Annotated in this window: 15 protein-coding genes; 14 read left to right on the forward strand and 1 reads right to left on the reverse strand. The window is 36.9% G+C overall.

The window, feature by feature from the left end; genetic code table 11:
• The first annotated feature begins 31 nt into the window (after positions 1–31).
• From PSR14_RS06010 to glpD, 10 genes are all read left to right on the forward strand, one after another.
• A complete protein-coding gene (locus PSR14_RS06010; protein WP_061131470.1) occupies positions 32–1,009 on the forward strand; it encodes a ring-cleaving dioxygenase in 978 nt (325 codons plus the stop codon).
• Positions 1,010–1,265: 256 nt separating this feature from the next.
• Positions 1,266–2,360 (forward strand): tetratricopeptide repeat protein, encoded by a 1,095-nt coding sequence (locus tag PSR14_RS06015; RefSeq protein WP_071741428.1) that lies wholly within the window; start codon positions 1,266–1,268, stop codon positions 2,358–2,360.
• Entirely contained in the window at positions 2,360–2,716 is a 357-nt protein-coding gene (locus PSR14_RS06020; RefSeq protein WP_000473356.1) for a Phr family secreted Rap phosphatase inhibitor, read from the forward strand. The genes PSR14_RS06015 and PSR14_RS06020 overlap by 1 nt, the downstream gene beginning before the upstream one ends.
• A gap of 237 nt (positions 2,717–2,953) precedes the next feature.
• Positions 2,954–3,826 carry an alpha/beta fold hydrolase gene (locus PSR14_RS06025; RefSeq protein WP_113732940.1) on the forward strand — a complete coding sequence of 291 codons (873 nt, stop codon included), beginning with the start codon at positions 2,954–2,956 and terminating at the stop codon, positions 3,824–3,826.
• Positions 3,827–3,906: 80 nt separating this feature from the next.
• A complete protein-coding gene (locus tag PSR14_RS06030) occupies positions 3,907–4,107 on the forward strand; it encodes a sporulation YhaL family protein (protein ID WP_000449227.1) in 201 nt (66 codons plus the stop codon).
• Positions 4,108–4,280: 173 nt separating this feature from the next.
• A complete protein-coding gene (locus tag PSR14_RS06035) occupies positions 4,281–5,132 on the forward strand; it encodes a DUF2935 domain-containing protein (RefSeq protein ID WP_061185156.1) in 852 nt (283 codons plus the stop codon).
• Positions 5,133–5,611: 479 nt separating this feature from the next.
• The gene (gene glpP / locus PSR14_RS06040) at positions 5,612–6,172 is read left to right on the forward strand and encodes a glycerol uptake operon antiterminator GlpP (RefSeq protein ID WP_000394287.1); all 561 of its coding nucleotides are present in this window, start codon (positions 5,612–5,614) and stop codon (positions 6,170–6,172) included.
• A 228-nt stretch (positions 6,173–6,400) separates the two neighbouring features.
• A complete protein-coding gene (glpF, locus tag PSR14_RS06045; protein WP_001272193.1) occupies positions 6,401–7,222 on the forward strand; it encodes a glycerol uptake facilitator protein GlpF in 822 nt (273 codons plus the stop codon).
• A 13-nt stretch (positions 7,223–7,235) separates the two neighbouring features.
• Positions 7,236–8,726, forward strand: coding sequence for a glycerol kinase GlpK (gene glpK, locus PSR14_RS06050; RefSeq protein WP_000759991.1), 1,491 nt, complete (start codon positions 7,236–7,238; stop codon positions 8,724–8,726).
• Between the two features lie 133 nt (positions 8,727–8,859).
• Entirely contained in the window at positions 8,860–10,542 is a 1,683-nt protein-coding gene (gene glpD, locus PSR14_RS06055) for an aerobic glycerol-3-phosphate dehydrogenase (RefSeq protein ID WP_000672812.1), read from the forward strand.
• A 198-nt stretch (positions 10,543–10,740) separates the two neighbouring features.
• Here glpD and PSR14_RS06060 read toward each other — a convergent pair whose 3' ends face one another.
• Positions 10,741–10,905 carry a hypothetical protein gene (locus tag PSR14_RS06060; RefSeq protein WP_000561154.1) on the reverse strand — a complete coding sequence of 55 codons (165 nt, stop codon included), beginning with the start codon at positions 10,903–10,905 and terminating at the stop codon, positions 10,741–10,743.
• A gap of 238 nt (positions 10,906–11,143) precedes the next feature.
• On the opposite strand from PSR14_RS06060, the gene PSR14_RS06065 reads away from it, so the two are divergent.
• The 4 genes from PSR14_RS06065 (at position 11,144) to PSR14_RS06080 (ending at position 13,793) form a co-directional block, all read left to right on the forward strand.
• Positions 11,144–11,311, forward strand: a complete 168-nt coding sequence (locus PSR14_RS06065; protein ID WP_000877814.1) for a hypothetical protein — start codon at positions 11,144–11,146, stop codon at positions 11,309–11,311.
• 264 nt (positions 11,312–11,575) lie between these two features.
• The gene (locus tag PSR14_RS06070; protein WP_073541620.1) at positions 11,576–12,109 is read left to right on the forward strand and encodes a sigma-70 family RNA polymerase sigma factor; all 534 of its coding nucleotides are present in this window, start codon (positions 11,576–11,578) and stop codon (positions 12,107–12,109) included.
• A 4-nt stretch (positions 12,110–12,113) separates the two neighbouring features.
• Positions 12,114–12,521, forward strand: coding sequence for a PadR family transcriptional regulator (locus PSR14_RS06075; protein ID WP_000390164.1), 408 nt, complete (start codon positions 12,114–12,116; stop codon positions 12,519–12,521).
• A 6-nt stretch (positions 12,522–12,527) separates the two neighbouring features.
• A complete protein-coding gene (locus PSR14_RS06080) occupies positions 12,528–13,793 on the forward strand; it encodes an FtsW/RodA/SpoVE family cell cycle protein (RefSeq protein ID WP_001034637.1) in 1,266 nt (421 codons plus the stop codon).
• Positions 13,794–13,810: the final 17 nt, after the last annotated feature.

Raw genomic sequence — 13,810 nt, forward strand, 5'->3', positions numbered from 1 at the left:
ATAAATTTTAAAACTATTGGAGGAATATAAAATGAACCAATTAAAAGGAATTCACCACGTTACAGCAATTACAAGTAGTGCAGAAAAAAACTATGAGTTTTTCACTCACGTTTTAGGAATGCGTTTAGTTAAAAAAACAGTAAACCAAGATGACATTCAAACATATCATTTATTCTTTGCAGATGATAAAGGTAGTGCAGGAACAGATATGACATTCTTTGACTTCCCAGGTATTCCAAAAGGAGTACACGGTACGAATGAAATTTCAAAAACTTCATTCCGCGTGCCAACTGATGCAGCATTAGAATATTGGGTAAAACGTTTTGACCGTCTGAAAGTGGAACATACAGGAATTAAAGAACAATTCGGTAAGAAAACTCTTTCTTTCGTTGATTTTGATGACCAACATTATCAATTAATCTCAGATGAACTTGATAAAGGAATCGAATCAGGTACACCATGGCAAAAAGGTCCAGTTCCATTAGAATATGCAATTACTGGCTTAGGACCTGTATTTATCCGCATTGCGAACTTTAGTTTCTTCAAAGAAGTGTTAGAAAAAGTTCTATTATTTAAAGAGGTTGCGCAAGAAGGAGAATTCTATTTATTTGAAGTAAACGAAGGCGGAAACGGTGCTTCTGTCATTGTAGAACATAATACAGTTCTTCCAGAAGCACGACAAGGTTTTGGTACAGTGCACCATGCTGCATTCCGCGTAGAAGATCGCGCTGTATTAGAAGAATGGATTGAGAGAATCAGTAGCGTAGGGCTTCCTTCATCTGGTTATGTAGACCGTCACTTCTTCGAGTCATTATACGCAAGAGTTGCACCACAAATCTTATTTGAATTTGCAACAGACGGCCCAGGATTTATGGGGGATGAGCCATACGAAACACTTGGCGAAAAATTATCTTTACCTCCATTCCTAGAGCCAAAACGTGAAGAAATCGAAAAATTAGTTCGTCCAATTGATACAGTAAGAAGCACGAAGGAATTTATTAAAGAGTAAAAGTAGAGATAATAAGTAGGAGAGCAAGTAGTTTTAGCTGATAGCTGGAACTGCTTGCTTTTTTATTTGTTCTATTAAGTTTTCTGACAACTCTTTCTCAAGTTATCGAAAAGGAAAACTTTGGTATAATTAATTAAAATATTTAATTTTCTGATAATTATTTTTCGATACATAGAAAAGAGGTGATACTATACAATTTTGATAATTCTATAAATATCCTAATTTTGTAATTTTGGAGAAAAGGGGATGCGAGTGTATGGGAGCAGATGTAGTAACAAGGGAGCAAATGAAACATTCTTTAGATGATTGGTATCGTGTAATGTTGCAGCAAAACATAGAGAAAGCAACGGAGATGAAGGAAGAGATTGAGAGTGAATTTTCTAATGTAAAAGAGGATGGGGATTTGTGGCTATATTACTCTTTATTAGATTTTAGATATAAAGTGCTGGCGGATGGTTTACAAATTACTAAAAATAGTTTTGATAAAATTGATGAAATTTATAAAACGTCTGAAAATCGTTTGTCATATTACTATTATTTTTTTAAGGCAATGCATGCAACTCTAATATCAAATTACAATGATGCAAGTAGATGTTATGAGAAGGCCAAAACACTAATAAAATATATCCCTGATGAATTAGAATATGGGGAATTCTGTTATCGTCTTTCTGCATTTTTCTACAATACAAGGCAACCAATGAATACAATAAAATATGTAAATAAAGCTAAAGAAATTTTTTCAAAACAAGCAGGACAAGATATGAATATTGCTTTATCTCAGAATCTTTTAGGACTAACTGCCATACAAATAAAGCAATATGAACAAGCAGAAGAGTGTTTAAATTCAGCGATAGATATTCTACAAAAACAGGATAACGCTATATTGCTTTTAAGGGTACGTCATAATTTAGGCTGGCTATACGCAAGTCAAAACCTTTCTGCACTAGCTATTCGACATCTTTCAGAAGTAACAGAGAAATTCCCAGCACATTTCAAAGCGATTTTCCTACAAGCTAGGGAACATTTTAAACTGGGAGAAACAAACATTGCTGAAGAATTAATTGATAGAGGATTAAATATTTGTATGGAGTTAGAAAATGAAGAGTATATACATCATTTTAGTATTTTAAAAGCAGTAAATGGTAATGTTCCTATTAAAGAATTAGAGCAAATTATTCTTAAAGGAATTACTTATTTTGATAAAGAATCTTTATATAGTTACACTCAGGAATATGTTGAAAAACTTGCAATAAAGTTTCGTGAGGATGCTAATTACATGAAAGCAAGTGACTATTTTTACAAAGCATTACAGGCAAAAGAGAAGAAGATAGAGAGAGGAGCATTAAAATAATGTTTAAAAAAATTGGTATGGCTGTAACTGGTATAGTGTTAGTTGGTATTGTATCTGTCGGTTTAAATAGTTCTTTTGTACAACAAGCGGAGCACGGTGATGTTCCAGCACCAGCAAGACCAGACTATGTTAGTTTTAATAAAGGAGATACTGGTGGGGCACCAGTAAAACCAGACTATGCTAGTTTTAATAGAGGAGACACGGGTGGAGCGCCAGCAAGACCAGACTACGTTAACATTGGTGAAACAGGCGGAGCACCAGCAGATAATAGAGGCGATGGAGGAGCACCAGCCAACTTCAATAAAGGTGACGGTGGCGGTATTAGCAAACAAGACTCACATGCTGACCATTTTTAAATTAAATAATAAAGTGAAGGGACCTCACAACGAGGTCTCTTTTCTTTTTGGTCGTAAAAAGAATTGACTTACTTTAAATATGTAACTATAATAGTTACAAAATAACCATCAGTAATAAAAGTGAGAAATATTTTTTTGGTATAATTGTAACCGATACAGTTACAATTAAAAATAATTATAAAACAACCAAATAATGTAAAAACTTTAAATAGCAACAAGAGAAAGGAGACGGGAATGTTGAAACGGTTTAAGTTTTATTTGATTAGCGGTATTGTGCTCGTTTTGCTTATCGTATGTAACTTCGTTGATAAGCCGATTGCGAAGGTTGGAGAAGTGAAAGATACTGTTATGATGAAGCTGCATACGAAAGAGAGTATGGCGCAAATTGATGGGCAGACGATTTATTTTAAGAAAATTGGTGAGGGGAAACCACCTTTACTTATGCTGCACGGGTTTGGTGGTTCTTCAGATGGATTTAGTGATATTTATCCGGAACTTGCGCGGGACCACACGATTATTGCAGTGGATATTTTAGGGTTTGGGCGTTCTTCTAAGCCAATTGATTTTGAGTATTCGTTTCCTGCACAAGTGAATTTATATTATAAGTTAATGAAAAAGCTCGGATACGATCAGTTTGCGGTGCTCGGTCATTCAATGGGCGGAGAGATGTCACTGAATTTAGCGTATTTATATCCGGACGCAGTGACGCATCTCATTTTAGCAGACTCTACAGGAATTGAATCTTTCCAGCAAAAAGAAAGTTATGAAGTGCCGCCGTTATCGACAGACTTACAAACTGTAACTGAGATTACGGATTACAATAAAAATGAAGTGAAAAATAGTCGTGACGATAAAGAGCACTATGATCAGCTGACGAAAATGAGAGAGCGCCGCATTGCGATGGAAGCCGATAAAATTAAGGTGCCGACTTTAATTATATGGGGACGACACGATAAGAGTGTTTCTTGGAAAAATGGTGAACTGTATCATGGACTATTTGCAAATAGTACGTTTCATATTATTGAAAAGGGATACCATGCACCGTTTCGCCAGGAACCAATCGAGTTTATGGAATATGTACAAGCGTTCTTCGCGAAGAATCCACAATGATAAAATTTTAAGCATAAATGTACTTCTTTCCTCATACAGTGAAACTAATAAGGCTTGTCTAAGGAAAGGAATGAAGTAGAGTGGAAACTTTACCATGGTGGGTGTATCTTGTAATCGTTGGGATCGTATTAAGTGGCTACATGGTTTTATATACTTCAAAAAAAGAGCAAGAGATGGATAATGAGTTTATTGAAAAAGAAGGCGAAGTGTATATGAAGCGTTTAGCAGAAGAGCGCGAGAAACGTAATCAGGATAGTGATAAAGATTCTGTATTGCTTTAATAGAAATGTTGAAAGGCTATTATCTAGTAGAAGTTTACATCTAGGTGGTAGCCTTTTTCTTTGTTGGGAAGCATGTATACGAAATTCATTATGAACTTTTATTGAGGGCATTTATATATATGTTTCCTCATAAGAATGGAACTAGCGGGGTATTTTACTGGGGGGGATTAACAATGCATAGGGATGAAACTCCATTACATCCGGATACAGGTGTTACATCTGTAATGTTTGTTGAGCGTTCATTAAATGAAATTCGTTTTTGGTCTAGAATCATGAAGGAGCATTCTCTTTTTCTTCGCTTAGGGTTTAGATGCGAGGATACGCAACTAATTGAAGAGGCGAATCAATTTTATCGATTGTTTGAACATATTGAACAAATAGCGCATTCCTACACAAATGAAACAGATCCTGAGCAAATCAAAAGATTTAATGCAGAAGTACAACAAGCCGCAACTAATATTTGGGGATTTAAACGAAAGATTTTAGGGTTGATTCTCACATGTAAATTGCCGGGACAAAATAACTTTCCACTGTTAGTTGACCATACGAGTAGGGAAGCTGATTATTTTAGAAAACGTTTAATGGAATTAAATGAAGGAAAATTAGATGCTCTTCCTGATGCTATTATTAAAGAAAATGTTTTCTTTTTGAGGATTATGGCAGACCATGCTAAATTTATTGGCCATCTTCTTGATCCATCGGAAAGAAAGCTTGTAGATACAGCGCGAAATTTTAGCAATGATTTTGATACATTAATGTATCAAGCAATTGACTTAGAATCAATGAAACCACAATCCCAAACTGTCCCTCTTCTAGATCAATTTTTAGATCAAAATCGTGTGTCGGTTGCATCTCTTCGGGACTTTAAGAAAACAGCACGTGATTTAATTGAGCAATGTAAAATAAAGAGTATCATCCACCCATTATTGGCAGACCATGTCTTCCGTGAAGCTGATAGATTTCTTGAAATCATTGATATGTATGATGTTCATCTTACAAATATTCAATCACAACCTAGATATTAGAAGGTAAGGAAAGATACTATTTTGCTTTCAGTTGAGAAGTTAACACTGAATTGTTAGCTTCTTTTTTTGAAGAAAAGGTTTGAAAATGAAACTTTACGTTATTCTTTCTGGAGACTGATAAGAAAGGATAGCGTATTTTTTATGCCCCATTTAGTCTTTATTCGTATTAATTCTTTGTATTATTGTTCGGGAAATTATTATAGAAGAAAAATATCTGAAACCTACATTGTATAGCACATGAAATAGCACCATTACAACCTGTAACGCACAAGTTGCACAGCCAACGCAACGACAACTCGCTTTACTCATCATGTATTTGCTCATACTAGACGTAGATAGGTGAGAAACATCGTATGATTTTTAGTGAACGTTTAAAAGAAGAACGAGAAAAATGAAAGAAATCCCCTACACTAGCTGTTCTTTTCACTCAAATTGTGTACTATAAAGGATAGGATGACATAAAGAAGGGGACATTTAGAATGGAATTTCATGAACAAAAGATTTTGCCGGCAGTAAGGCAAATTAAAGATTTGGAAAAGCTATTACATAGTTCGTATGAGTATATCGTTATTTTAGATATTCATGTCGGTCAATTGAAGAGTGTTATATCACTTGCGAAGCAATATTGTAAAAAGGTGTTTTTACATGTGGATTTAATTCATGGCTTGCAGAGTGATGGGCATGCGACGGAGTATTTATGTCAGGAGTTTAGACCGTACGGGTTACTTTCAACGAAGGCGAGCGTCATTATGAAGGCGAAGCAAAAAGGTGTTGTGGCAATTCAGCGTATTTTTTTAATCGATTCGAGTGCAATGGAGAAGAGTTGCAATCTTTTAGAAAAGACGAAGCCGGATTATATAGAGGTGCTCCCAGGAGCGTTAACGGATGTGATCGCTGAAGTGAAAGAGCGTACTGGTGTACCAATTTTAGCGGGTGGTTTTATTCGTACTGTTGATGATGTAGAGAGAGCTTTAAATGCTGGTGCGACAGCAATTACGACATCAAAACGCGAACTATGGAAACATTACCAAAAAAAGTGACGAAAATGTGAAATAATTCTGTTGACACCGCTTTCATTAACGGTTAACATTATAGACAAGTTAATAAACGTGACGGAGAAAAGTAGAGATCCACATTTCATTGTTTCTATATAAATTTATATAGAAGCGTGCAAAGCTGTGGGTCTTTTTCTTTTGACAAAAACGAATGGCCATTCATTTTACCTCTATCACATTTGAAAGCGTTTAAATTGATTGTGGAGGGATACTATGTCAGCATTTTTAGGAGAGTTAATAGGGACTGCGTTGTTAATCGTACTTGGTGGCGGCGTTTGTGCTGGTGTAAGTTTAAAGAAGTCGTTTGCGAAAGATTCTGGTTGGATTGTTATTACAATGGGCTGGGGCTTAGCGGTAGCGGTTGCAGCGTACGCGGTTGGATCAATTAGTGGGGCACATTTGAATCCAGCTTTGACGATAGGATTAGCATTTAAGGGAGCGTTCCCATGGAGTGACGTACCTGGTTATATCGCAGCACAAATGATTGGGGCAATTATCGGGGCAGTTATCGTATATTTACATTACTTACCACACTGGAAAGAAACAGAAGATCCAGGAACAAAGTTAGGTGTATTTGCAACAGGTCCAGCAATTCCGAACACATTTGCAAACCTTTTAAGTGAAATGATTGGGACATTCGTTTTAGTATTTGGTATATTAGCAATTGGTGCAAATAAATTTGCAGATGGATTAAATCCATTTATCGTAGGTTTCTTAATTGTAAGTATTGGTTTATCATTAGGTGGAACGACAGGATACGCAATCAACCCAGCACGTGATTTAGGTCCGCGTATTGCGCACTTCTTCCTTCCGATTGCAGGAAAAGGCGGTTCAAACTGGAAATATGCATGGATTCCAGTAGTAGGTCCAATTTTAGGTGGATCACTGGCAGGATTATTCCATCAAGTTGTATTTGAAGGAAAACAAAATGCAGCACTTATTTATGTGATTATTGCAACTGTGATTGTACTAGCAATCTCTTATATGACAAGCAAAAAAAGTGGAAGCAATACAAATAGTAGAAAAGTAGCATAAGGGGGAAACCATTATGAAAAAATATATTCTTTCATTAGACCAAGGAACAACTAGCTCACGCGCAATTCTTTTCAATAAAAAAGGTGAAATTGTTCATTCAGCTCAAAAAGAGTTTACGCAACATTTTCCAAAGCCGGGCTGGGTAGAGCATAACGCGCAAGAAATTTGGGGATCTATTTTAGCGGTTATCGCAACTTGCTTAAGCGAAGCAGATGTAAAACCAGAACAAATCGCTGGTATCGGTATTACGAACCAACGTGAAACAGCGGTTGTATGGGATAAAACGACTGGTAAACCAATTTATAACGCAATTGTATGGCAATCTCGCCAAACAGCTGAAATTTGTGATGAGTTAAAAGAAAAAGGTTATAGCGAAATGGTTCGCGAAAAAACAGGTCTTTTAATTGACGCATACTTCTCTGGTACGAAAGTAAAATGGATTTTAGATAACGTTGAAGGTGCAAGAGAGAAAGCAGAAAACGGCGATCTATTATTCGGAACAATTGATACGTGGCTTGTATGGAAACTATCTGGTGGTAAAGCGCACGTAACGGATTACTCAAATGCATCACGTACATTAATGTTTAACATTCACGACTTACAGTGGGATGATGAACTTCTAGACATGTTAACAGTACCGAAGAGCATGCTTCCAGAAGTACGTCCATCATCTGAAGTGTATGGAGAAACAATTGACTATCACTTCTTCGGTCAAAATGTACCGATTGCCGGTGTAGCTGGTGATCAACAAGCGGCATTATTTGGACAAGCTTGTTTCGGTGAAGGTATGGCGAAAAATACTTACGGAACTGGTTGCTTCATGCTAATGAACACTGGTGAAAAAGCGGTAGCTTCTGAGCATGGCCTATTAACAACAATTGCATGGGGAATAGATGGTAAAGTAAACTACGCATTAGAAGGAAGTATTTTCGTAGCAGGTTCTGCAATTCAGTGGTTACGTGACGGAATGCGCATGTTTAAAGATGCAAGTGAGAGTGAAGTGTATGCGAATCGCGTTGAATCAACTGACGGTGTATACGTTGTACCAGCATTCGTAGGATTAGGTACACCTTACTGGGATAGTGAAGTACGCGGCGCTATGTTTGGTGTAACACGCGGTACGACGAAAGAGCATTTCATTCGTGCAACACTAGAATCTTTAGCTTACCAAACGAAAGACGTATTATGCGCAATGGAAGCAGATTCAGGTATTGAACTGAAAACATTACGCGTTGATGGCGGAGCAGTTAAAAATAACTTCTTAATGAAGTTCCAAAGTGATATTTTAGATGTTCCTGTAGAGCGTCCAGTGATCAATGAAACAACAGCTTTAGGTGCAGCGTACTTAGCTGGTCTTGCGGTTGGATATTGGAAAAACCAAGATGAAATTAAAGAACAGTGGCATATGGACAAACGCTTTGAACCAACAATGGAAGCGGAAACAAGCGAAGAGCTATATGCTGGATGGAAAAAAGCAATTGAAGCAACAAAAGCTTTCAAATAATCATAAACAGTGTTATAATGGTGACAAGTTAATAATTCGGTAGGAGATTTGGAGAGACCACAACACGCTATAGAGGCGAAATCTATAGCGGAGTTTGTGGTCTCTTTTTTCGTTATCAAAGGGAGGAATTACCATGAAATTTTCAAGTAAACAACGTAAAGACGTATTAAACGGAGTAAATAAACAAGAATTAGATGTGATCGTAATTGGTGGAGGTATTACTGGTTCTGGTATTGCATTAGATGGAGCAACACGCGGATTATCAACAATTGTGTTTGAAATGCAGGACTTTGCAGCAGGTACATCAAGTCGTTCAACGAAGCTTGTACACGGTGGTCTACGTTATTTAAAACAACTTGAAGTGAAAATGGTAGCAGAGGTGGGTAAAGAGCGTGCGATCGTATATGAGAACGGTCCCCATGTAACAACACCAGAGTGGATGTTACTTCCGTTCCATACAGGCGGTACGTTCGGATCATTCAGTACATCAATTGGTCTTCGTGTATACGACTTCTTAGCAGGCGTAAAACGAAGCGAGCGCAGAAAAATGTTTAACCGTGAAGAAACGCTGAAGAAAGAGCCTCTTGTAAAACAAGAAGGATTAAAAGGCGGCGGTTACTACGTAGAATATCGCACTGATGATGCGCGTCTTACAATTGAAGTAATGAAAGAAGCAATTGAGCACGGTGCAAAAGCTGTTAACTACGCAAAAGTAGATAGTTTCTTATATAAAGATGGAAAAGTATGTGGTGTACGTGTAATCGATTTACTAGATGGTGAAGTATACGAAGTTTACGGTAAGAAAATTGTAAACGCAGCTGGTCCTTGGGTAGATACACTTCGTGAAAAAGATAACTCGAAAAAAGGAAAAGTACTTCAGTTATCAAAAGGTGTTCACTTAGTAATTGATCAAAAACGTTTCCCATTAGGTCAAGCGATTTACTTCGATACACCAGATAAACGTATGGTATTCGCGATTCCGCGCGGAGGAAAAACATATGTAGGTACAACAGATACGTTCTATGATAAAGACGCAGCTGTACCACAAATGACAACAGAAGATCGCACGTACATCATTAATGCGATTAACTACATGTTCCCAAGCGTAAAAATTACGGAAAAAGACATCGAGTCAAGCTGGGCTGGCGTACGTCCGTTAATTTACGAAGAAGGTAAGAGTGCATCTGAAATTTCTCGTAAAGACGAAATTTGGACTTCTGAATCTGGTTTAATTACAATCGCAGGTGGTAAATTAACAGGATACCGCAAAATGGCTGAAATGGTAGTAGACTACGTAACGAACTTACTACAAAAAGAAGGGCATAGTGCATATCCGAAGAGCACAACGAAACATATGCCAATCTCTGGTGGACATGTAGATGGCTCTAAAGGATTACCAGCATTTATCGCGAAAAAAGCAGGCGAAGGTACGAAATACGGTTTAACAACAGCACAAGCAGAAGAATTCGCGAAATTCTACGGCTCTAACGTTGACGTACTATTTGACCTAGCGAAAAAACATAAAGATGAAGCGAAAGAATACAACATGCCGCTAGACGTTCTAATCCCACTTGTATACGCAATGGATTACGAAATGACAGCAAAACCAGTCGACTTCTTCGTACGCCGCAGAGGCGCTGTATTCTTCAACATCCACTGGGTATACGAGTGGAAAGAAGCAGTAATCAACTACATGGCTGCAAAACTAGGCTGGAGCAAAGAAGAGCAAATGAAATACACAGCAGAACTAGAAAAAGCATTAAGAGACGCTGTCATTCCTGTAGATCAACAAGAGCATGCAGCTGCATTAGCGTAAAATAGAGAAACACCTGAAGAGAAACTCTTTAGGTGTTTTTTATCTTGACTAAAAATAAATAAAATGTGTTACAATGATGGTAGAGTATATAGTATGAATTTTGCATAAAATAAAGAAGACAGAAGCCTGAGAAACTTCTGCCTTTGTAACCTAACTTGCTATTGTGGTGGTAGTAGGTGCGGTTATAAGACAATTACATTAACGTTTTAGCCGAGAACCGCCCTTACCTTTTCCACGAAGCAGGGTGGTTCTCGCTTTTTTGTATACAGAAATTAGCCACGGACCGACGTATCTTCTACCGATGACAACGCCAGCTCCGGTTAGGATACCATACACTAATTTAATGACAAACATCGCGATCATATTATCACCTCCCCCTTTTTTCAAAATGGAAGAGATGATTACCACACCTACTAGTTATAGCTTATTAAGTTACGTATTCATTGTATTATGTTTTAAAATAGGGAACAAGACATATAGATAAAAAGCCCTAGCGTTCAAACTCAACCCCCCACTGAAAGGCTTTATCTCAGTGGGGGGAGTTGACTCCTTGTTAAATAAACATAACTAAAAAAATAAAGATACTGATAACAATATCCAAATGAAATACACGGCAGAACTAGAAAAAGCAATAAATCAACAAGAACAAACAGCTGCGTTATGTATAGAATTTCAAATACTACACTTGTATGAAGAGTGTACTGGTTTTGATAGTATCGATCCATCTTTGTATGGCCATGAAATATTAGATTCTTTAAGTGAGCGTTAGAAAGAAGGAGGACTCGATTAAATCGGTTCTCTTTTTCATTTAGCGATAGGAAACGAAGACGCCCCTCTTATTGCAAACTTAAAGAGCGCCGTGGGAGAAAGACGCTCTTTAGGTGAATGTATTGTAACGACTATTCGGTTTATTATATGTAAGTTGCTGAGGAAGTGTTTTATAAAAAACGTTATTACCCTCTGTATTTTTTTATAAATTTATAAAACTTTTCCATACAGTGCGTCGTCTAATATATGGGAAGGAGGGAAGGCTGTGGATGAATTAACGGTAGAAGCGTTTGAAATAGAAGATAAGGAGGACCTTATCGACGAAATCATGAACAAGTATGGACAAGAAGTCTTACAGCTTATGTATTCATATGTGAATAATAAAGAGGTTGCGGAGGATTTAACGCAAGATATATTTGTGAAATGTTATAAATCTCTTCATACATATAAAGGGAATTCGAACTTAAAAACATGGCTATGGAGAATTGCAATTAATCATTGTAAGGACTATTTAAAAAGTTGGTATAACAAAAAGGTCATCGTGACAGAGGATGACTTTACGTATATGGAGAGTCAAAAAGAAAGTGTGGAACAAATAGTTATTCAAAGTGCAGAGGATAGTAGGCTTGCTTCTGCAGTAATGAATTTACCGATCAAATATCGAGAAGTCATTTATCTATTTTATTATGAAGAATTATCAATTAAAGAGATTGCGATTGTAATAGATGTGAAGGAGAACACGATAAAAACGAGGATGAAAAAAGCGAAGGAGCTTTTGAAGAAAGGATTGGAGGAATAGTCAAATGGAAGATCGATTAAAAGGTTTGCGAAAATCAATGGAGAACACAACTTTTAAACATTTGAGTTTTTCTGATCAGCACCAGAAGCGGGTGCGTGAAAAAATCAATCAATCGTCCGAAAAAGAAGAAGACATCCTTTTAGCAGTGTTGCAACTTCTTATGAATGAAAAAACAGGTTATGAATTGATGCAGTTACTGCGCGGGAGAGGGATTCAAACATTTGAAGGTAATGAAGGGTCTCTATACACTTTGTTACATCGTCTAGAGCAGAATCGCTTTATCCAATCTAGCTGGGACCACGAAGGAGCTAAATATTATCAATTAAATGATAAAGGAAACAAGATGCTGCGAAAGGCAGAGAAGAATGCTACGAAGGCACGATTTATATTAAAAGGATTCGTACAGGAGTGAGAAAAATTGAATAAAAAAGGGGAGCGTTTTTTAACAGAAGTTACGAACCATATTAAATCAAAAGAAGCGAAGGACTTAGTAGCAACTGAACTGAATTTTCACTTAAAACAGGCAAAGAATATGTGGATGGATAAAGGGTTAAGTGAGGAAGTTGCTGAAGATAAGGCTGTTGAGCAAATGGGGAGTCCAATTAAACTGGGACAAGAACTTAACAAACTGCATAAGCCAAAGGTTGATTGGTTTTTAATTGGTTTATTAGTGGCTGCGATGGGGTTAGGGTTTTTGCCGGTTATAGCTTTTGGATATATGAATGATTTACTAATGGATAAGGTGATATTTGTTGTTCTTGGTATTGCAACAGCGTTAGGGATGATGCTGATTAATTATCGGAAGTTAGAGAGATTAGGATGGTTGTTTTATACAATTGGTGTACTTATCTTGTTAATGCTATACTGCTTTCCGAATGCTGGGATGCTTGGAGAACCGATAATAAAAGTTGGTCCTATTGCAATTGACCGTTTAATGGCAGTGCCGTTCTTTTTTCTAGCTTGGGCTTCTTTTTTCAATAATAGTAGGATAAAAGTAATGCATCTTGTGGCTCTTTATTTATTTTCTTTGTATTTATTTTTAATTGGCGCAGCTTTTTCAGTGATTTTTATTTATATCACGATGGTATTCGTTATGCTTTGGTGGAGTAAGTTAGGGAAGAAAAAGGCATTAATTATTACAATTGTACCAATCTGTTTATTGATTATAGGGGCCTATTTTTCCTGGCACACAGTAAAAGGAGTTTATTTGGATAGATTTTTAGGGTATTTGAATCCAGAGCGTGATGCACAGGGCGCAGGATTTATGTATATACGTTTAAAGGAGGTAATGTCGTCAGCAGGTTGGTTTGGTACATATGGAGATATGAAATTCATCCCTGCTCCGGATACTGATTTTGTATTTGCAAGTTTGACTTACTATTATGGGTATTGGCTTGCGTTAATTCTTGTCTTCGTTCTTTCTCTTTTTGTAGCAAGATTAATAGTCATCTCTTATAAAATAAATGATCGGTACGGTAAATTGCTGCTCGTTGGTGGATTGACTCTTTTCGTAGTACAATTCCTTTATAACGTCGGTATGATTTTAGGTTTATTACCGATTACTGCTATATCACTACCTTTTATTAGTTATGGATTAACACCAACTGTATTTCATGCGCTTATAATGGGAATCGTACTAAGTGTATATCGACGTAAAGACATTCCAGCGAGAAAATCAGCTTAAAAAACAAACCACCTAGT

The sequence above is a fragment of the Bacillus sp. A01H genome (assembly GCF_045277205.1).
In the GTDB taxonomy this organism is placed as follows: domain Bacteria; phylum Bacillota; class Bacilli; order Bacillales; family Bacillaceae_G; genus Bacillus_A; species Bacillus_A paranthracis.

Coding starts and splice junctions, on each gene's coding strand:
- glpK (WP_000759991.1), top strand. CDS start 7,236: ATGAAAAAATATATTCTTTCATTAGACCAAGGAACAACTAGCTCACGC.
- PSR14_RS06035 (WP_061185156.1), top strand. CDS start 4,281: ATGCATAGGGATGAAACTCCATTACATCCGGATACAGGTGTTACATCT.
- PSR14_RS06010 (WP_061131470.1), top strand. CDS start 32: ATGAACCAATTAAAAGGAATTCACCACGTTACAGCAATTACAAGTAGT.
- glpD (WP_000672812.1), top strand. CDS start 8,860: ATGAAATTTTCAAGTAAACAACGTAAAGACGTATTAAACGGAGTAAAT.
- PSR14_RS06015 (WP_071741428.1), top strand. CDS start 1,266: ATGGGAGCAGATGTAGTAACAAGGGAGCAAATGAAACATTCTTTAGAT.
- PSR14_RS06020 (WP_000473356.1), top strand. CDS start 2,360: ATGTTTAAAAAAATTGGTATGGCTGTAACTGGTATAGTGTTAGTTGGT.
- PSR14_RS06060 (WP_000561154.1), bottom strand. CDS start 10,905: ATGATCGCGATGTTTGTCATTAAATTAGTGTATGGTATCCTAACCGGA.
- glpP (WP_000394287.1), top strand. CDS start 5,612: ATGGAATTTCATGAACAAAAGATTTTGCCGGCAGTAAGGCAAATTAAA.
- glpF (WP_001272193.1), top strand. CDS start 6,401: ATGTCAGCATTTTTAGGAGAGTTAATAGGGACTGCGTTGTTAATCGTA.
- PSR14_RS06075 (WP_000390164.1), top strand. CDS start 12,114: ATGGAAGATCGATTAAAAGGTTTGCGAAAATCAATGGAGAACACAACT.
- PSR14_RS06065 (WP_000877814.1), top strand. CDS start 11,144: ATGAAATACACGGCAGAACTAGAAAAAGCAATAAATCAACAAGAACAA.